At 46.0% G+C, this 18,317-nt stretch carries 20 protein-coding genes and 1 other RNA gene; 11 read left to right on the forward strand and 10 right to left on the reverse strand.

The genetic code is table 11. The features are described from left to right. Positions 1-12: 12 nt before the first annotated feature. The 5 genes from serA to zapA form a co-directional block, all read right to left on the reverse strand. Positions 13-1,242, reverse strand: a complete 1,230-nt coding sequence (serA, locus tag L4D09_RS14875; RefSeq protein WP_428458302.1) for a phosphoglycerate dehydrogenase — start codon at positions 1,240-1,242, stop codon at positions 13-15. Between the two features lie 253 nt (positions 1,243-1,495). Then, positions 1,496-2,155: a ribose-5-phosphate isomerase RpiA gene (rpiA, locus tag L4D09_RS14880; RefSeq protein ID WP_428458303.1), complete on the reverse strand. Its 660-nt coding sequence runs from the start codon at positions 2,153-2,155 to the stop codon at positions 1,496-1,498. 227 nt (positions 2,156-2,382) lie between these two features. After that, positions 2,383-2,985: a 5-formyltetrahydrofolate cyclo-ligase gene (locus tag L4D09_RS14885; RefSeq protein ID WP_428458304.1), complete on the reverse strand. Its 603-nt coding sequence runs from the start codon at positions 2,983-2,985 to the stop codon at positions 2,383-2,385. A gap of 73 nt (positions 2,986-3,058) precedes the next feature. Continuing rightward, a non-coding RNA gene (gene ssrS / locus L4D09_RS14890) (6S RNA) lies at positions 3,059-3,242 on the reverse strand. A gap of 7 nt (positions 3,243-3,249) precedes the next feature. Further along, entirely contained in the window at positions 3,250-3,552 is a 303-nt protein-coding gene (zapA, locus tag L4D09_RS14895; RefSeq protein WP_428458305.1) for a cell division protein ZapA, read from the reverse strand. A gap of 264 nt (positions 3,553-3,816) precedes the next feature. Between zapA and L4D09_RS14900 the strand changes: the two genes are divergently transcribed. From L4D09_RS14900 to gcvH, 4 genes are all read left to right on the forward strand, one after another. Continuing rightward, entirely contained in the window at positions 3,817-4,464 is a 648-nt protein-coding gene (locus tag L4D09_RS14900) for a UPF0149 family protein (RefSeq protein ID WP_428458306.1), read from the forward strand. A 34-nt stretch (positions 4,465-4,498) separates the two neighbouring features. Further along, positions 4,499-5,686, forward strand: coding sequence for a 2-octaprenyl-6-methoxyphenyl hydroxylase (ubiH, locus tag L4D09_RS14905; RefSeq protein WP_428458307.1), 1,188 nt, complete (start codon positions 4,499-4,501; stop codon positions 5,684-5,686). 2 nt (positions 5,687-5,688) lie between these two features. After that, complete coding sequence (locus tag L4D09_RS14910) at positions 5,689-6,897, forward strand: FAD-dependent 2-octaprenylphenol hydroxylase (protein WP_428458308.1); 1,209 nt, start codon at positions 5,689-5,691, stop codon at positions 6,895-6,897. Positions 6,898-7,221: 324 nt separating this feature from the next. Next, positions 7,222-7,605 carry a glycine cleavage system protein GcvH gene (gene gcvH, locus L4D09_RS14915; protein WP_428458348.1) on the forward strand — a complete coding sequence of 128 codons (384 nt, stop codon included), beginning with the start codon at positions 7,222-7,224 and terminating at the stop codon, positions 7,603-7,605. Between the two features lie 67 nt (positions 7,606-7,672). Here the strand turns inward: gcvH and L4D09_RS14920 are convergent, their stop codons facing one another. Further along, on the reverse strand, positions 7,673-7,879 hold the full coding sequence (locus L4D09_RS14920; RefSeq protein WP_428458309.1) for a DUF1107 domain-containing protein: 207 nt from the start codon (positions 7,877-7,879) through the stop codon (positions 7,673-7,675). Positions 7,880-8,645: 766 nt separating this feature from the next. Here L4D09_RS14920 and L4D09_RS14925 point away from each other — a divergent pair. Beyond that, complete coding sequence (locus L4D09_RS14925; RefSeq protein WP_428458310.1) at positions 8,646-9,122, forward strand: NifB/NifX family molybdenum-iron cluster-binding protein; 477 nt, start codon at positions 8,646-8,648, stop codon at positions 9,120-9,122. Positions 9,123-9,174: 52 nt separating this feature from the next. Here L4D09_RS14925 and L4D09_RS14930 read toward each other — a convergent pair whose 3' ends face one another. Genes L4D09_RS14930 through ygfZ form a run of 3 tightly spaced genes read right to left on the reverse strand, consistent with a single transcriptional unit; the run spans position 9,175 to position 11,574 of the window. Continuing rightward, positions 9,175-10,113 carry a LysR substrate-binding domain-containing protein gene (locus tag L4D09_RS14930; protein ID WP_428458311.1) on the reverse strand — a complete coding sequence of 313 codons (939 nt, stop codon included), beginning with the start codon at positions 10,111-10,113 and terminating at the stop codon, positions 9,175-9,177. A 15-nt stretch (positions 10,114-10,128) separates the two neighbouring features. Further along, positions 10,129-10,590, reverse strand: a complete 462-nt coding sequence (locus L4D09_RS14935; protein WP_428458312.1) for an aminoacyl-tRNA deacylase — start codon at positions 10,588-10,590, stop codon at positions 10,129-10,131. A 3-nt stretch (positions 10,591-10,593) separates the two neighbouring features. After that, positions 10,594-11,574: a tRNA-modifying protein YgfZ gene (gene ygfZ / locus L4D09_RS14940; RefSeq protein ID WP_428458313.1), complete on the reverse strand. Its 981-nt coding sequence runs from the start codon at positions 11,572-11,574 to the stop codon at positions 10,594-10,596. 260 nt (positions 11,575-11,834) lie between these two features. On the opposite strand from ygfZ, the gene L4D09_RS14945 reads away from it, so the two are divergent. From L4D09_RS14945 to L4D09_RS14960, 4 genes are all read left to right on the forward strand, one after another. Continuing rightward, entirely contained in the window at positions 11,835-12,095 is a 261-nt protein-coding gene (locus L4D09_RS14945) for an FAD assembly factor SdhE (RefSeq protein WP_428458314.1), read from the forward strand. After that, on the forward strand, positions 12,067-12,495 hold the full coding sequence (locus L4D09_RS14950; protein ID WP_428458315.1) for a protein YgfX: 429 nt from the start codon (positions 12,067-12,069) through the stop codon (positions 12,493-12,495). Before L4D09_RS14945 ends, L4D09_RS14950 begins: the two co-directional genes overlap by 29 nt. Before the next feature lie 126 nt (positions 12,496-12,621). After that, positions 12,622-14,451 (forward strand): methyl-accepting chemotaxis protein, encoded by a 1,830-nt coding sequence (locus L4D09_RS14955; protein WP_428458316.1) that lies wholly within the window; start codon positions 12,622-12,624, stop codon positions 14,449-14,451. Positions 14,452-14,552: 101 nt separating this feature from the next. Continuing rightward, positions 14,553-14,981 carry an arsenate reductase/protein-tyrosine-phosphatase family protein gene (locus tag L4D09_RS14960; RefSeq protein WP_428458317.1) on the forward strand — a complete coding sequence of 143 codons (429 nt, stop codon included), beginning with the start codon at positions 14,553-14,555 and terminating at the stop codon, positions 14,979-14,981. 76 nt (positions 14,982-15,057) lie between these two features. On the opposite strand, the gene nadB is transcribed toward L4D09_RS14960, so the two are convergent. Continuing rightward, positions 15,058-16,680 (reverse strand): L-aspartate oxidase, encoded by a 1,623-nt coding sequence (nadB, locus tag L4D09_RS14965; RefSeq protein WP_428458318.1) that lies wholly within the window; start codon positions 16,678-16,680, stop codon positions 15,058-15,060. Positions 16,681-17,047: 367 nt separating this feature from the next. Between nadB and rpoE the strand changes: the two genes are divergently transcribed. Further along, on the forward strand, positions 17,048-17,626 hold the full coding sequence (gene rpoE / locus L4D09_RS14970) for an RNA polymerase sigma factor RpoE (RefSeq protein ID WP_428458319.1): 579 nt from the start codon (positions 17,048-17,050) through the stop codon (positions 17,624-17,626). A gap of 23 nt (positions 17,627-17,649) precedes the next feature. Continuing rightward, positions 17,650-18,306, forward strand: a complete 657-nt coding sequence (locus tag L4D09_RS14975) for an RseA family anti-sigma factor (RefSeq protein WP_428458320.1) — start codon at positions 17,650-17,652, stop codon at positions 18,304-18,306. The last annotated feature ends 11 nt before the right edge of the window (positions 18,307-18,317 follow it).

Consider the following 18,317-nt stretch of genomic DNA (forward strand, 5'->3'; position numbering starts at 1 on the left):
CTTTAGTGCAGCTTAGTGTAAGATGCGGGCACGAATAGTGCCATCAATTGATTTTAGTTTAGTGAGTGCTTCTTCTGAGCGTTCAGTTTCCACATCAATAACCACATAACCAATCTCTGGGCCCGTCTGCAGGTACTGGGCGGCAATATTGATCCCTTCAGATGCGAAGATGGTCGTGATCTGGTTCAAAACGCCTGGACGGTTTTCATGAATATGTAGTAGGCGAGAACAATTACGGTGCTCAGGCAAAGAAACCTCAGGGAAGCCAACAGCTGATAAGGTTGAACCATTATCTGAGTATTTAGCCATTTTTCCAGCGACTTCGATACCGATATTTGCTTGTGCTTCTTGAGTTGAACCACCGATATGAGGAGTCAACAACACGTTATCAAACTTGGCCAGTGGCGTTTCAAATGGGTCTTTGTTGGTTTTTGGCTCAACAGGGAACACATCGATAGCTGCACCAGCAAGGTGGCCGCTTTCCAGTGCGCTACATAGAGAATCAATATCCACTACGGTGCCACGAGCAGCGTTAATAAATATTGCGCCAGGCTTCATGCGCGCAAACTCTTCTACGCCCATCATGTCTTGTGTTTCAGGTGTTTCTGGTACGTGTAAGCTAATCACGTCACATTTATTCAGTAACTCAGTCAGTGAAGTGACCTGAGTTGCATTACCAAGAGACAGCTTGTTTTCAATATCGTAGAAGTACACACGCATGCCGAGGTTTTCGGCCAAAATACCAAGCTGTGTACCAATGTGGCCATAACCGATAATACCGAGACGTTTACCTCGTGCTTCATAGGAGTTATCGGCTGATTTTAGCCACTCGCCACGATGCGCTTTGGCATTTTTTTCAGGAATGCCGCGTAGTAGTAATAGGGTTTGGCCTAAAACGAGTTCAGCAACACTTCGCGTGTTAGAGAATGGCGCGTTGAATACTGGGATACCACGCTTAGCCGCAGAGGAGAGCTCAACTTGGTTAGTGCCGATACAAAAGCACCCAACAGCAATTAGTTTGTTGGCGGCACGGAAGACATCTTCAGTCAGCTGAGTTCGGGAGCGAATACCAACAAAGTGGGCATCTTTGATGGCAGAAACGAGCTCTTCACCAGATAACGATCCTTTGTGGTATTCGATATTGGTGTAGCCGGCTTGCTGAAAAATTTCTATTGCAGAAGGGTGGACACCTTCGAGCAGTAGAATCTTAATTTTATCTTTATCCAGTGAAACTTTAGCCATTGATTCTCATCCTTAAAACTTTGAGTGGAGGCACTCAGGATGAGCCGATACAGAGGCAGGAAATAATAATGACTTCCCTGTATGTTGGTTATCCACGAGCGCCACTCAAACAGTTGCGTACATGCTGACACCTAAAGTATCAAAAAATAACCACTATGGGTAAGAATATTACAAGATAGATAATAAAAAACGGCATGTGTTATGCCGTTTTGTAATCAAATAACGAAAGCGTTATCAGCTGGTCGCTGGTATGTTATTTTTCGAACTTTTTTACGCCTTCAGGCGAGCCTACCAATAGCGCGTCAGCACCGCGGTGAGCAAATAGGCCCACAGTTACGACACCCGGTAATGCATTGATTTTCTCTTCCATTTCTTTCGGGTTGGTGATTTCCATGTTGTGAACATCCAAAATGATGTTGCCGTTATCTGTTACACAGCCTTCACGGTAAACTGGGTCACCACCTAGTTTAACCAATTCACGGCCGATGTAAGAGCGTGCCATCGGGATCACTTCTACCGGTAATGGGAATTGACCAAGCACATCAACTTGCTTGGTGTCATCAACGATACAGATAAACTGCTTTGCAATTGCAGCCACGATCTTTTCACGCGTTAAGGCAGCACCGCCACCTTTGATCATATCGTACTCGCCGTTGATTTCATCTGCGCCATCAACGTAAACATCAAGCTCAGAGACTTCATTCGCATCAAAAACAGGAATACCAATCTTTTCTAGTCGCTCGGTTGAAGCGATAGAGCTTGATACTGCCCCTTTGATTTCTTCTTTACGGGTTTCTAAAGCATCGATGAAGTGATTAACAGTAGAGCCGGTACCTACGCCTACAATGCTGCCTTTTTTTACATATTCAAGCGCAGCCCAGCCAGCGGCTTTTTTCATTTCATCTTGTGTCATGCTTTTCTCCTAGTGACGACGAATGCGGAGCGCTGATTATAGCCAAATGGAATGCTGTCGTCAGTCTCTATCTTGCCTTGATAATCGCGTGGTTTTACCGATAAAAAGATAAAACTATTAATAACATAGTCTTATTGGTGAATGATGGGCTCACATAAAACCAAACGTTTGCGTTGTGCGTCACAGGAATTGGTCATCAGGCCGTATTCATTGGCTACCAATATGGGCTACCAGTAGAAGTGTTGAGCGGGTGTGATGATTTCAGGCAAGGGGACATCCCAAGCTTGAGTTGGTAGACGTTCAACTTGCTGGACATTATGGGCAAGGCCAATAGGGCGGGGACCCTGCTTGCTGCTATGCCAGCGACTAAGGGTGCGGTCATAATAGCCGCCTCCCATCCCTAAACGCTGTCCAGTTGCATCAAAAGCGACGAGCGGGGTACAAATGATATCGAGTTGTGAAACCGGTTTGACGAGGCGAATGTCTAAAATGGGCTCACGGATCTGATACTTATTGAGGGTCATCTTGGTTTCGGGGGTGTAATGTAAAAACAACAACTGGCCCTTGCTGAACGGGTGCAGTACCGGTAAGTAAACTGCTGTTCCTCGTTGCCATAACCAATCAATAATAGGCTGGGTATCGAGTTCGCCATCATTCGCTAAATACAGAGCTATGTGTTTAGCATTTAGTAACGGATAAGATTTTTGGCATTGGCTCAGTAGCTCATGAGCAGCACTGTGTTGCTGTTCGAGCGTAAGACTACGACGCTGTTGGCGAACGAATTGACGAATTTGTTGGCGAGAGGCCGAAGGTTGAATTGCAGATCTCATAGGTCATCCAATGACAGAGTGTGCTCGAAAGGTCGAGTCTGCTGCAACAATGCATTATGCACTGCGTGAAGAGGTATGCCCCAGGGTGCCGTTGCAAATCTAGGCCCTTGAACCAGATGTTCAAGGTGGACCGGCAACATTAACCGTAGGCTTCTCGGTACATGCCGAGCCTGCTCAATAGCTAATAAAAAGCCAATCCTGGATTATTGCTTATCGGCTCGGGGACGTTGATTCGCTGACGTACACCCCAGGGACAATTTATTATCAACCCTTTGGTTGATATTGCAATGCTTTCTCCAATAAATCTTCCATTTCATTGATTCTATTGGATAGTTTTTCAGCACTGCGCTGCTGTTCTTGGCGTTCGCCGTGTAGCTCGTTGCATATGTTTAATCCCGTGAACATCAAAAGCTGTTCCGGGTTAGTTATTTTAGTTCGTTCAGAAAGATCTTTCAGGCGCTGGTTAAAATCTGCAGCGGATGCCTGTAAGGCTTCTTCCTGACCAGGTGGGCAGTTAACCTTAAATTTACGGCCTAATACCTGAATTTCTACTGCCTGATTACTCATAAACTTTACATCTGCTCCGTGCCAGACTGTTAATATGGCATTCCGCTTGCGATACGCGTTAGTTGTTAAATATAAAAAAACCCCTATCAACATGCAAGCTAGCTTGTCACGCTTTAGGCTTTATGATGTCTGACTAATCAGATATTAACCAGTTTGGCATAAACATGTTCCCGTTGACAGGAAATGGCAAGTGACGGATCTTTCTGATAAGTGGTAGCATATCATAAACCAGAACCACACCAATGACATTAAGGTGAACAGCCCATGAGCGAAGTGAAATTGCCAGCCTACGAAACAATCGAACCGATGCTAAAAGAGCAAGGTTTAGCAGTGACCCCATCAGAGCTACACGGCTTGCTCAGTGGCATGATTTGCGGTGGCTTAGCGGTTGATGGCGAGCAGTGGCTCGGCCCGATTTGTGATTATGCCAATGAAGGCGAAGCGATGACCGACGGGGCAAAAGCCTTGGTACGCTCTGTTTTTAATGCAGCATCGTCAGAGTTGGGGGGATTAACTCAAACATTATTTACCTCAACAGCAGCCGAATTGGTTGAAATCGATTTTTCTGTGTCATTGCTACTGCCTGAAGAAAATGCAGAATTGATGTTACGCGCAGAGGCATTAAGTGAGTGGGTGACTAATTTTATCTCTGGTCTTGGCCTGATGGGCATGGACAAAAAACAGCTATCAGATGACGTTGCTGAAGCCGTTGCTGCGCTGGAAGAGATCTCTCAGCTCGGGATTGATGAAGATGAAGATATGAACGAGCAGGCGGAGCTGTTTAATAATGTCGTTGCGTATGTACCGGAATGTGTCTTAACGTGTTTAGTTGGCTTAAGTCAGCGTGGCGAAGTTGAAGACAGTGATGATGTTACTGGTACTCCAGCAGAGCAGAAACCAACCTTACACTAAGTAAGCCAGTGAATAATAAATAAAGGAACTGGATGTGAAGCAGTACGATGTCGTCATTGCTGGTGGGGCAATGGCAGGAGCAACATTGGCAATCGCCCTTAATAAGTTGAGTGCGGGTCAGTTGAATATTGCGGTGGTAGAAGCTGTAGCCCCTCGCTTAGACTTACACCCAGGCTACGATGCCCGCAGCATTGCGATTTCATTAGGTTCGGTCAGTATACTTGACTCGATCGGTTGTTGGTCTGCGTTGTCTAAAGTGGCAACGGCCATTTCTCACATCCACGTTTCAGATCGCGGCCATGCCGGTATGGCGCATATTGATGCTCACGAACAAGCCGTTGATGCGCTGGGTTATGTCATTGAATTGGCTGATGCTGGTCGCATTTTTCATCAGCAACTTACCGAGCTTGATCGTATCGATCTACTTTGCCCTGCCGTGATCGCAGGGATCGACCGTCAGGTGGCGGGTGTCACTGTAAGGTTAGATACTGGTGATACTATCCAAAGTAAGCTCTTGGTGGCTGCCGATGGGGCGTTGTCTAGTTGTTGTGAGATGCTGGGCATTGCCCACAATGAACACGACTTTAATCAAGTGGCAGTAATTGCCAATATTACGACGGCAGAAGCGCATAAAGGCCGTGCGTTCGAACGTTTTACCCCGACGGGACCGGTGGCATTATTGCCGATGTCTGAAAGCCGGAGCTCCTTGGTTTGGTGTATTCGACCTGACGAGAAAGAAACCGTGATGGGGTGGAGCGATAGCGAATTTTTGGCGAACTTGCAGCAAGCCTTTGGTTGGCGGCTGGGAGAGTTAGTCAAAACAGGAAGGCGTAGTGCTTATCCCTTATTGCTACGCCAAGCACAGCGGTTGACATCACATCGAGTTGCCATTGTCGGCAATGCGGCTCAAACCTTACACCCTATTGCAGGGCAAGGCTTTAACCTTGGTCTACGCGATGTCATGACATTGGCAGAGGAAGTTGCGAAAGGGGCTGTGATTTATGGCGATGCTGGATGTCAGCGTATTCTTAGTGCCTATCGGCAGCGGCGTACGCCTGATAGAGATGCCACTGTGGCCATGACTGCCGGTTTAGTCAACGTGTTTACTAACACGAGTTTACCGTTTATTGCTGGCCGAAATACCGGGTTAATGGCAATGGAATTGAATGATGTATTTAAAGCTCCGCTGGTACGGCGGGCAATGGGACAGGTAGAAAGATAACCATGATGCAAAGTGTTGATATCGCCATTATTGGTGGTGGAATGGTGGGGCTGACATTGGCCGCAGCCTTGGCTGAAACAGAATTACGCGTTGCCGTCATTGAAGGGCACTTACCTGAACCTGACTTAGCTGCATTACCTGATTTACGTGTATCGGCCTTAAGCCGAGCCAGTGAGCGCATTTTACGCCGGGTAGGTGCGTGGGATGGTATTGAAGCACGCCGTTTCGCACCTTATGACGGCATGCAGGTTTGGGAGCAAGACAGTTTTGCCAATATTACATTTGATGCTGCCCGTTTAGCGCAACCGAACTTGGGGCACATTGTTGAAAATCGAGTGATCCAGCTTTCGTTACTCGATAAGGTTCAGGCACTGCCCAACGTTACCTTGTTAGCCCCTGAGCGCTGCCAAAGCATTGCTTTTGGTGAGAGTGAAGCATGGCTAAGCCTTGAATCCGGTAAAAACCTAACGGCCAAATTGGTTGTTGGTGCCGATGGTGCGAACTCTTGGCTTCGTCAGCAATTAGATATCCCATTAACGCATTGGGACTATGGCCATAGTGCGGTAGTTGCCAATATTCGTTGTGCCGAACCGCATCAACACACCGCTCGTCAGGTTTTCCGCCCGCAAGGGCCATTGGCTTTTCTGCCACTACCTGATGCAGATCTATGCTCGATTGTGTGGTCACTGCCACCAGAAGAAGCAGAGAAAATGTGTGCAATACCAGACCACGAGTTTAATAAATACCTGACTGCGGCTTTTGATCATCGTTTGGGGCTCTGTGCCGTTGAAGGCGAGCGCGAGGCCTTTCCGTTGAAAATGCGTTATGCCCGTGATTTTGTCCGTGAACGCGTTGCGTTGGTCGGTGATGCTGCACACACTATTCACCCCCTTGCTGGACAAGGTGTGAACCTTGGTCTGTTAGACGCGGCGAGTTTGGCGCAAGAACTCAAGCAGCTGTGGCAGCAAGAGAAAGATATCGGTAAAAAAGCCAACCTGCGTCATTACGAACGCTGGCGCAAAGCGGAAGCCGCGAAGATGATCACTGCGATGCAAGGGTTCAAAGATTTGTTTGATGGCAGCCATCCAGCCAAAAAGTTAGTACGTGACCTCGGCATGTTGTTTGCCGATAAAGCGCCAGGCGTTAAAGATGAATTTATGAAGCGAGCATTGGGTTTATCGGGAGAGTTACCAGAACTCGCGCGTTTTTAATCCTACCGCCTTGTGATTTCTTACTGTATTAAGCCGCTCATGAAGCGGCTTTTTCTTTTCTATGTGATGTGCTTTTTTGTCTAACCCTATCTAATACATTGAAATAGATCATCAATATTTCGATCCAATTTCGTTTTTTTCTCCTAAAGTAAATAACAGGAAATTTGAGTTAGATTTGTCGATGGTTACAAGGCCTGTTAGCTAAGTAATAAGGGCAAAGATGACCAAATTAAGGGGTATCCCCAAGATATTAATACATCTGCTTTGTTCGCATTGAGTGGGGCGATAGGCAGGCTTTCATAAGGAAGTTGCACCATGAGCTATATTCCCTCTGAGTTAAGCTATACCAATACCCATGAATGGGTTCGCCATGAAGGGGAAGGCATTTATACCGTTGGCATCACTGACCATGCTCAGTCATTGTTGGGTGACATGGTATTTGTTGATTTGCCTGAACTTGATGCTGCAACCGAGGCTGGTGAAGATTGCGCGGTGGCTGAATCGGTAAAAGCCGCTTCAGATATTTATGCGCCATTAACCGGTTTTGTAGTTGCCGTTAATGAGGAGCTTGAAGGTTCGCCTGAGCTGGTGAACAGTGATCCGTATGGTGACGGTTGGCTGTTTCAAATTAAAGTAGACGATGAAAATGAGTTTACCGACCTACTGGATGCTGATAACTATCTAGATTTAGTGGATGAGTCTGAATAGCTTGAGCCCTGATCTAAAAAGCCCACCGAGTACAACGTGGGCTTTATCATTGAGTCAATCTCAGCGATTAAAATGAGAGCTCTTTAAGTTTTTTTATTTCTTGATTTATCTCATTAACGGTTTGGTAGTGGCGATGTTCTGCCTTTACAGGCACAAGCAATAGTCCATTATTGAATTCATAACCACCACGGCCATCAATGTAGATCCTTCCACTGAATAAACGACTAACGTGCTTTGCAATCATTTGTGGCACGTAGCGTTTGAACATACGCATATTTATCTAACCTTTCCATTTGTTTGATACCAAACGAATTATAAAACAATATGCATGATGCTTTTGTGATGTCCTCAGCATAATAACAATGTTAAATAGCTTCTGTTAGCTTTAACCTTTTACCAAATCTATTCGTTTTAGTTTTTTATTCTATTTATTGTTAATGGAAAATAAGTTCATATTGATATGTTTCATTGTTTTTGTGTGAATAATTTTCTAATTATGTTTGTATTTTAATGGCTTAGTCTCTTATGAGGTCTTATTGGCTCAAAAGTAAGGTGGGCGATATTCTGCTTTTATTGTGCGACTTTTGGTCGACGTAACGAGAAAGCTAAAATCGAATAGTGGTTTATGCTAAATCAGCCAGCAAGTCCGATCAGTAGAGATAAAAGTGACATTTCCTGCTTAGGATCAAAGCTGGCCGCTGGTTTATGCCAATAATTGTAGCTCTTAATTTTGTAGCCGAAGCGGGTAATACTTCAGCTGAAAATAAGAGTTGAGTAGTTGGTTTAGTGGTTTTTAGCTGGGCGAAAGTCGATGAAAGCAACTAAGTAACAGACGTGATATTAATACCAACCTACATAAGCACTTGATCAGTCTTACTGGTTAAAACCGTTGTTCTCTAGGTTAGAGATTTTGTAATTAGAACCACTCGTTACTGCAATCCCTGCCTTGATAACAACAATTTTTCCTGCGTAATACTTAGGTCAATTACTTATCCAGATTGGTATAAGTTAGCAATCTAATTGGTTTATAAGGTATTTGTATGGCACTCGCAATTGCTGTAACCCCTCGTCATGAGGTGGCTGGTCATTTTGGCAAAGCTGCTGCTTTTCATGTTTTTGATGAGCAGGGCCTGTTGCTGCTCGAACTATCTAACGAGGGCCGTCGTGAGGTTGGCTGTAAGCATAAGAAAGTGATTCAGCGCCAGTTGAAAGAACAAGGTGTCAGTAAATTAGTGCTGGGAAATATTGGCCAACGTTCGTTAGCGAGATTGCTGAATGCGGGTTTTGAAGTATTTAAAGTGCCCCCTCGTACGACTGTGCGTCAAGTTCTACAGGGCGATATAGCATTAGAACCATTAGTTTCGGCTGAGCAAGGTCGTCCTTGTAAGCGAGAAAAAGGGGGCTGTGGATGTGGGTGTGGCAGTAAAAAAAAGGATGTTACCCCTAAAATTGGAGCAATGGAAAAAGCCGCCAGTTCAATTGCAGGCCTCACGAAGATAAGAGGGGTTAGGCTATAGCTGCCCCTCCGTCATCAGATTGCCTTTCTCGGCACCGGTGTAATGATTCTGGTCAGCCTAGTTGGCGAAGCTCGCTCACCCTTGCCGTAACCGCGCCGTGAACACACTGGCGTAACCACTCTAGGCGAGGGTGGTTAGTATTGCGTTTTAGCCACAACATATTGATATCAAAATCAGGAATGTTGACTGGTGGGCGACATTGGCTGAGGTTGTCATGAAAGACATCAAGCTTGGCCATTAGCGTCGAGACGACACACAGTAAATTTCGTCCCGTAAGCAGATGGCGAATGGTCATAAAGTTACTTGATCCGACGGCGACGTGACGGTGAAAACCTTGTTGTTGAAGTTGGTTATCAACGTTACCAGCTAGCTTACCATCAGGCGTTACCAATGCCTGCGGTGTCTGTATGTAGTGCGCTAAATCAATGGGAGGTGATAGCCCTGTTGCACGAGCATCAAATAAGCAGACATGGTCTTCGGTGTACAGGTATTGACTCTCGAACTCCCGAGGTAAATCGGTCATTGAGCCAATCACCAAATCAATTTTTTGTGTTTCCACCGCTTGCTGGTAGTTATTCCGATCAATATTGCAAAAACTCAACTGACAATGAGGGGCGGCCTGACGGATAGCATCGAATAATGCGGGCGCAAACAGTAATTCGGCATAGTCGGTTAAGCCAATACGAAAGCTGCCCTGATAGGAACGCGGTGAAAAATCATCAGGCTGAAGGATTTCGTTGGTAACAAGCTGCAAAATTTGTTCAACCACAGGTGCAAGTTCGATTGCTTTGTCGGTGGCGATCATTTGATGGCCATGGCGCTCAAACAGCGGATCATCAATCAGTGCCCGTAGTCGCGATAAGTTATGGCTCATGGCTGATTGGCCAATCGATAGCTTCGCTGCAGCCTTTGTGACACTGCGTGTTTCCATTAAGGCTGAAAAGGCGATGAGCAAATTCAGATCAACGCCACGCCAGTTAATATTACTCATTGTTATTCTCCGGGGTTACCGACAAATATCGGCAAACATCGGATCACACAGAATCAGCAAATCATCCGTTTCAAGTTCAATACCTGCCATACGGTCGCCACTGCTGATATTCACTCGTTGGTGCTTAGTGATTTGGTGATCAAAAATGACCGGTAAAGGCCGTTTAAGGCCAATGGGTGCAACAGTGCCAATGACCAACCCCGTCACTTTCTCAACATCACTAGCATCGGCACATGTCATACGGCTACAGCCAAACATTGCTCTGACTTTTTTTGGATCAACTTGTGCAGGGCCTGGTACACACGCTAAGACGTGAAATCCACCCATATCTCGCAGCAAAATAGATTTCACCATTTGCTGAGGATCAACGCCGCGCTCACGTGCCGCCTCTTCGACCGTTTTGGCTGGTTGGGTGTGGGGAAGAAGGCGGTATTCCACGCCTTCTTCTTGGAGGTAAGAGGTAACCGGAGTATTCATCGCTTAGTCGTTGTCTACTAGTGAGTATGGCAGTGGCAGTTGTTGCCATGTAGCGGCTTGGCCATTCAGGCGGAATTCAGTGTCGTCATCAAGATCGTTAGGCAGGCCAACTAACGCAACCGCAGTACCGTCGTTGTACTGATAACCTGCGATAATACTGCCGCCTTTACGCCAGTTTTCACCCACGCTACGTTCTAATGCATCACCCGATTTCGGGCATTCCTCAGCAGGACCTGTGACGATGTACATGGCACGCTTGTTGATACCACGGTATTTGGCGCGTGCAACCGTTTCTTGGCCGGTATAGCACCCTTTCTTGAAACTGATCCCATCGACAGCCTGCAGGTTCATAGCTTGTGGAATAAATTCAAGCTCAGTGGCCGCATCAACACGAGGCTGCGCCGCTTGAATATCATAGAGATCCCACAAGCTATCATCACACAGCACTGCGTTATCGCTTAACTTGCCCACAACCGCCGTTGCCTGCTCGGCAGTCAACGCCAGCAACCAGCGTTGTTGGTCTATTTTAACTGCGGTGCCGCCATCAATGACGCGCACATCACCGTCGCCACCGAAAAGTGCATCAACATTTTGTTGTGCAGCTAAGCCTGTTAGGCCTAATAAAACATCGGTACTTTGCTCAATGTCGACTTTAGAAAAAACAGCATACTTCTTTAGCTCTGGTAGCTGGGTCGACATAATGCTCTGGCGCTGAAATAAGCCATAGCCATCATTATGGTGAAATAAGCGAAATACCGTACGCATTTTGCCTTTGGCATCACAATGGGCGCCGAGTGTGGATTGTTCTGCAGAAAGCGTCACTACATCACACGTAACCTGACCTTGTAGGTAAGACTTCTTATCGTCGCCAATTAAGGTAACCAGTCCCCAGCTCGACAGATCAACACATGCCAGTTCTGGCAGGCTATCTTCCGGTGATAGGGAAATAGGGGAAAAATTCAAAGCTTCAGACCAATTGCTCATAGGTATCCATGATGTCGAAGTAGCGGTCAGACAGTGCACAATCTGACGGGCTAGGTGAAAGTGAATATATGACTATGTTAAAGCGAGAAGGCCGTTTTGTCAGCCCTAATACTTGATAGATTAGGTCAGATAATCATCGAGATTATTGATCCTAGGTCTCAACTTGGTGGTTTGCTTGCTCTGGCGCATGGTCGGCTGCATATCTGACTGCTAGTATGGACGCCATTGTTAACGGCCAGTAATCGGTTTGAGGTTGTAAAATGTTGAGTGCAGATGAAAAAGCACGAGTAAAGTGGGCATGTCGCCGCGGCATGTTGGAACTAGATGTCCTTGTGATGCCATTCTTTGAAGAGTGCTTTGATGGATTATCAGATCAAGAGCAGCAGGATTTTATTTCTTTGCTGACGTGCGATGATCCTGATTTGTTTACTTGGATGATGCAGCATGGTCGCAGTGAAAACCCTGCACATGCGGCAATGGTGGATAAAATCGTTGCCCACAACAACAGCAAACTACGCTGATATAACGCTCGTCCCGTCGAATTACCTATTAACCGCATTGGCTTGCCTATATGTCAGTGCGGCCTTTCTCCTTCTCTCTTCTGTGTTTTATCAAGTATTGCCCTTATCTCTTGCGCTAGGCTGTATTTGGTTGCTATGGCATGAATATTGGCGACTTGCCGTGAATTATTGCCGAGCCCAAGGGCAAATGGTGATTGAAGCTCAAGGTGGTATTTGCTGGCAAGGAAAGGTGTGGCGTTTGGAGCAAGCCAAAATCCGAACCCGTTGGCTATTATTGATGTGCTTAGCTAACAAGAACACTAAACAGTGGGTGATTATTTCCACTGATAGCTGTAATCAAAGTGCTTATCGCAGCCTTGCTTTGTACTGCCATCATTCCGCGTCGATCTGTCATGAATGACCGTTGTAGTATTGTATTTACCCTCTTAATAAGAATTCACGCATGTAGTAAACATATTCCTAAGGGATCTTGGGCTGATAGTGGTAGATTGCTGCTGTTTGTTACTTCGAGCTAAGGGTCTCGCTCATGAAAATTAAATATAAGCTGCAAGGGCTTAGTTTATTCGCGGTTGCTTCATTGATTGTGGTTTTATCTTTGGGGTGGTTTGCCAGCGATAGGGTGATAAAAATCAATCAAGCACTTATCACGGTGAGTGAAATGGAAGTGTCATTGCTCAATTTACGACGCAATGAAAAAGATTTTTTGATGAGGATGGATCTTAAATACCAAGATTCATTCGAAGCTAACTATCGTGACTACCAACAACGTCAAGATCAACTCAATCAGCTCTTATCAGATTTACGGATCCGGTTACCAGAAATGGGTGACTTACCCAGTAAGATGTCTGCTTACCAAGCGGGTATGCTGGCGTTAATTGACGCCTATCAGGTACAAGGCTTATCGCCAGAGTCAGGGTTGCAGCGTGATTTTTTTGCCTCTTCTGAAGCATTGATTTTACAGGCAAGTGAGCGGATCCAGGATCTCGATGAAGTATATCGATTGGTACAAGCCGCTAAGATTCTCGTGCTCGATAGTGATACTGGACGAGCGAGACACTATCAAATCCTACAACAAGATTTAAGCCCGTTATTACAGCGCCATTTTGGGTCTGACTTTGAATATTATACGACATCCACTGATCGCTTATTGGCACAGATGCGCATTACTGGATTAAGCCATCAGGATGGACTACGAGGTGAAATCCGTACGCAGTCTCATCAAGTTGAAGCTGCTTTTGTGACCTTAAAACAACAGCTAGAAGAAACCGTCGCGAGTGATAAGCAAAGTACGATATGGCAGATTGTGATGGCTGTTGGTATTGTCATCATCTGCCTGTTGTCAGTTTCGTGGTGGATTAGTCGTACCATCCAGATCCGCTTATCGAATTTGAGTCTCTTGATGAGCAGTATCGCGCGCGATCATGATCTCACTCAACGGGCAGATCAGAGCGGTAATGATGAGCTGTCGGGTATGGCTGAGCACTTTAATTATTTACTCAATAGCCTAAGTGGTTTGGTAGCAAATGTGCAGTTTGCCGTCGAGCAATTGGGGCCAGCTTCTACACAGCTACAGCAGCGTAGCCTTGATTCAGAGCATGCTTTAAGAAATCAACAGGGTGAGACCGATTCAGTGGCAACATCGGTGACTGAAATGGGGGTTACTATTCGTGAAATTGCGATGAATACTGAGCATGCAGCAGGTAATGCAGATAATAGCTACCAAGGGGCAAAAGAAGGGCTAAGTGAAGTTATTGCAACCAAAGTACGAATAAAAGCATTATCTGATGACTTATCACAAACAAGTGATGAGGTCGCCAGCCTTTCTAGTTTGTCCGAGAATATAGGTTCAGTGTTAGATGTGATCAAAGGCATTGCAGAGCAAACCAATTTACTGGCCTTAAATGCAGCAATTGAAGCCGCTCGTGCCGGAGAGCAAGGACGAGGGTTTGCCGTTGTGGCCGACGAGGTAAGATCTTTAGCGCTACGAACGCGACAGTCGACCGAAGAAATAACCACTATTATTGGCTCGTTACAAGAACAAACGAGTGAGGTGGTTGAACATATAGGGCGATGCCAAGAGCTCGGTAATGTGAGTGTTGAGCAGGCTGATAGTGCGGAACAGAAAATCAATCAAATCATGGCCGATATGCAACAGATTATGGATACCAGTACCCAAATAGCCACGGCCGTGGAGCAGCAGAGTCAAGTGTCTGATGAAATTGGGCAAAATGTCGCGGCAATACGTGATATCACCAGCCAGAATTCACACGTTGCCCATGACAATGCATTAGTCGCTGATGATGTGGCAAAGCAAGCTCAAGGACTGGCGAAGGCCATTTCTGAATATAAAGTTTAAAATCTGGTGGTGGTTATGGGAAAATAGCACCAGGCGGGTTAAGAGTTTGAGATATCCCTGATAGTCATACTGTTGGGGATTGAACGGGTTAAGGAAAAATAATGTTCAATAAAATTTTGGTTGTTTGTGTCGGTAACATCTGTCGCTCACCGGCTGGTGAGTACCTGCTTAAGAGTTTATTACCAAATAAAGAAATCGCTTCTGCTGGTGTTGCTGCTGTTGTCGGTAAATCGGCAGATAAAACGTCGGCATTGGTCGCAGAAGAGCACGGTGTTAGCTTAGACGGCCACGTAGCTCGTCAACTAACCAGTGACATTTGTCGTGACTATGATTTGATTTTGGTGATGGAAAAAGGTCACATTGAAGCGGTAACCAATATTGCGGCAGAAGCACGTGGAAAAACCATGTTATTTGGTCAGTGGATTGGTCAGAAAGACATTCCTGATCCACACCGCCAAAGCCGTGAAGCGTTTGACCATGCCTATGCGTTAATTGATGAGTCGGCGAAGGCTTGGGCGAAAAAGCTTTAACAGCACACGGACAATGAATGAAAAATAAAAGCGAGAAGGGCAACCGACTCGCTTTTTTATTTATACAAACAGAATATTAGCAAGGCTGATCAGGCGTTAAAATGGTTGGTTCGACCTTCTCATCAGATTGCTCTGGGTGGTCAAGAGTGTAGTGCAGCCCTAAGCTCTCTTTTCGTGCGAGTGCGCTTCGCACCATCAACTCAGCAACTTGAAGTAGGTTACGCAATTCCAGCAGGTTATTTGAAACTTTGAAGTTGCTGTAGTACTCATGGGTTTCATCTTGCAGTAACTGAATACGGCGCATTGCACGTTCTAGACGTTTAGTTGTTCGCACAATACCAACGTAATCCCACATAAACAGACGTAGTTCATGCCAATTATGCTGAATCACCACTTCTTCATCTGAGCAGCTAACCTGACTTTCATCCCAGCTTGGGATGGCTTCGGGGATCGCGACATCATCGAGTTGTTGTTCGATGCTTTGTGCTGCAGCCCAAGCATAAACCACACATTCAAGCAGTGAGTTTGATGCCATACGGTTAGCACCGTGCAAACCGGTATAGCTAACTTCACCAATGGCATATAGTCCTGGTAAATCAGTGCTTCCCGCTTTATCGACCATGACGCCACCACAGGTATAGTGAGCAGCTGGTACAATTGGAATCGGCTCTTTGGTGATATCAATACCGAACCCTTGCAACTTCTCATAAATCGTTGGGAAGTGTTTCATGACAAAGTCTGCAGGCTTATGGCTAATATCCAGATACATGCAGTCTGCACCAAGGCGTTTCATTTCAAAGTCGATAGCACGGGCGACCACATCTCGTGGTGCCAGTTCGCCGCGCTCATCAAAATCTTTCATAAAGCGACTGCCGTCAGGTCGGCGTAAATAGGCGCCTTCACCACGCAGGGCTTCAGTTAGTAAGAAATTGCGTGCATCGGGGTGGAAGAGGCAAGTTGGGTGGAACTGATTGAATTCAAGGTTCGCAACCCGACACCCAGCTCGCCATGCCATGGCGATACCATCCCCAGAAGAAACATCGGGGTTTGATGTGTATTGGTAGACTTTTGATGCGCCCCCCGTTGCTAGCACAACGAATTTAGCACGTACGGTTTCAACCACTTCTTGGTTACGGTTCCAAATATAAGCACCCAGAACACGGTTGGGTTGATCGGTGATCCCTAGTTTTTGGTAAGTGATTAAATCAAGCGCATTATGGCGCTCTAGCACTTCAATATTAGGGTGGTTGTGAACATTGTCTTGCAGGGAGTTTTGGACTGCCATGCCAGTGGCATCTGCAGCATGAAGAATTCGGCGGTGGCTGTGGCCACCTTCGCGAGTAAGGTGGTAGCGAGGTGCTTCATCACCATGACTTTCTTCTTGGTCAAATGGCACACCGCCGTCAATGAGCCATTGCACACAATGTTTGGCATTTTCGGCGATGAAGCGAACAACATCCTCATCGCATAAGTGAGCCCCTGCGATTTGGGTATCCTCTACGTGGGAATCGATACTGTCTGATTCGTCGAAGACCGCCGCAATTCCACCCTGAGCATAATACGTAGCGCCTTCACTACGCGGCCCTTTACTCAACACGATGACCTTCCCTAGTGGCGCTAAGCGAAGTGCCAATGATAGGCCAGCTGCACCACTACCAACGACAAGTACATCACACTGATGTTCACGATTTTCGTTCATTTTGATTATATCCCTGTGGTAATCACCCAATGTTACCAAATTCCGTCCGATTTGTTCATTTTTGACTGGATATACACAAATATCCAATCTAACGCGGTATACTGCGACCATGAATTCTGCTTTATATGCGCAGAGAAATCGCGCACTATTAATAAGAAATAATTTTTTACTTTAGGGAACTTTGCCATTGTGCTCGGGTCTTAAATAGTGCTCACGCTCATACACTTTTTATCATATTGTTTTAGTTGAGCATTAACCGACTATGTTTGTATGATGCAGATAACAAAGTGCTTCAAGTAGCCCGTTAAGCATACGACTAAAGCGAATAAATATGGCAAGAGCAATAGACATAGGAGTACACGCTCGAATGAGCGAGCAGCAAACTGATCAGGTATTAATCGAGCGGGTACAGCGAGGAGACAAGCAGGCATTTAACTTGCTGGTGGTGAAGTACCAGAACAAGGTATGTAACTTGGTAGCAAGATATGTCAGTAACTCTGGCGATGTACCGGATGTCGCTCAAGAAGCATTTATTAAAGCGTATCGGGCATTACCGACTTTCCGTGGGGAAAGTGCGTTTTATACATGGCTGTACCGTATTGCCGTGAATACGGCAAAAAACTATTTGGTTGCACAGGGGCGACGTCCGCCAGCATCTGATGTTGATGCTGAAGAGGCTGAATACTATGAAAGTAGTAATGCGCTGAAAGAAATTTCGAACCCTGAGAACCAAATGTTGTCAGAAGAATTAAGACGGGTTGTCTTTAGTACCATAGATACATTACCGGATGACCTGAAAACTGCGATTACTTTACGAGAGCTCGAAGGCTTAAGTTATGAAGATATTGCAGAAATTATGGGGTGTCCGGTGGGTACAGTGAGATCTCGAATTTTCCGTGCGCGAGAGGCGGTCGAAAAACGAATTCGTCCTCTTATACAGCGATAGTGTTTAGCCAAACGGTGAAGAAGATGGCTGATAGAGAAAAAATTTCGGCATTATTAGATGGCGAAGAGCTGGATCAGAGCATTGTAAATGCATTGGCAGTCGATGATGACAGCCAGCATACGTGGCAGAACTTCAACCTTATTGGTGATGTGATGCGCGGGGATGCACCGCAAAACAAGGATTGGGACATTGCGGCAAAGGTAGCACTGGCACTGGAAGATGAACCGGCTCATACTGGTTTGACGAACTCGATAGAAGAGCCTGCCACTGTTGTACACATTGCGGCAGCACGTGAAGAACGTGTTGAAGCGCAACCAACACCGCAACAAGCTAAGCGAACAATGCCAGCTTGGTTAACTCAATTTGGACAGGTTGCAACGGCAGCTTGTGTCTCTTTAGCGGTAATCGTTGGTGTTCAACAGTACAACGGTGCTGATGATGGCGCAGCAATTGCGACAGGCGGTCAACTGCCTGTGTTGGAAACTATTCCATTTTCCGGTACCGCAGAGCCTGTGAGTTTGACTCGTGACTCCGTTAATCGCCACGCAGCAGCGCCAAGCGAAGAACAGGTCATGGAGCAACGACGCCGTATTAACGCGATGCTTCAAGATTATGAGCTGCAATTACGGTTGAATGCTGAAGACGGTACGGTTGACCGTACAATGCTTGACGTAAATTAGACAATGGCTGT

Source organism: Photobacterium makurazakiensis, assembly GCF_050336715.1.
Taxonomy (GTDB): Bacteria; Pseudomonadota; Gammaproteobacteria; order Enterobacterales; family Vibrionaceae; genus Photobacterium; species Photobacterium makurazakiensis.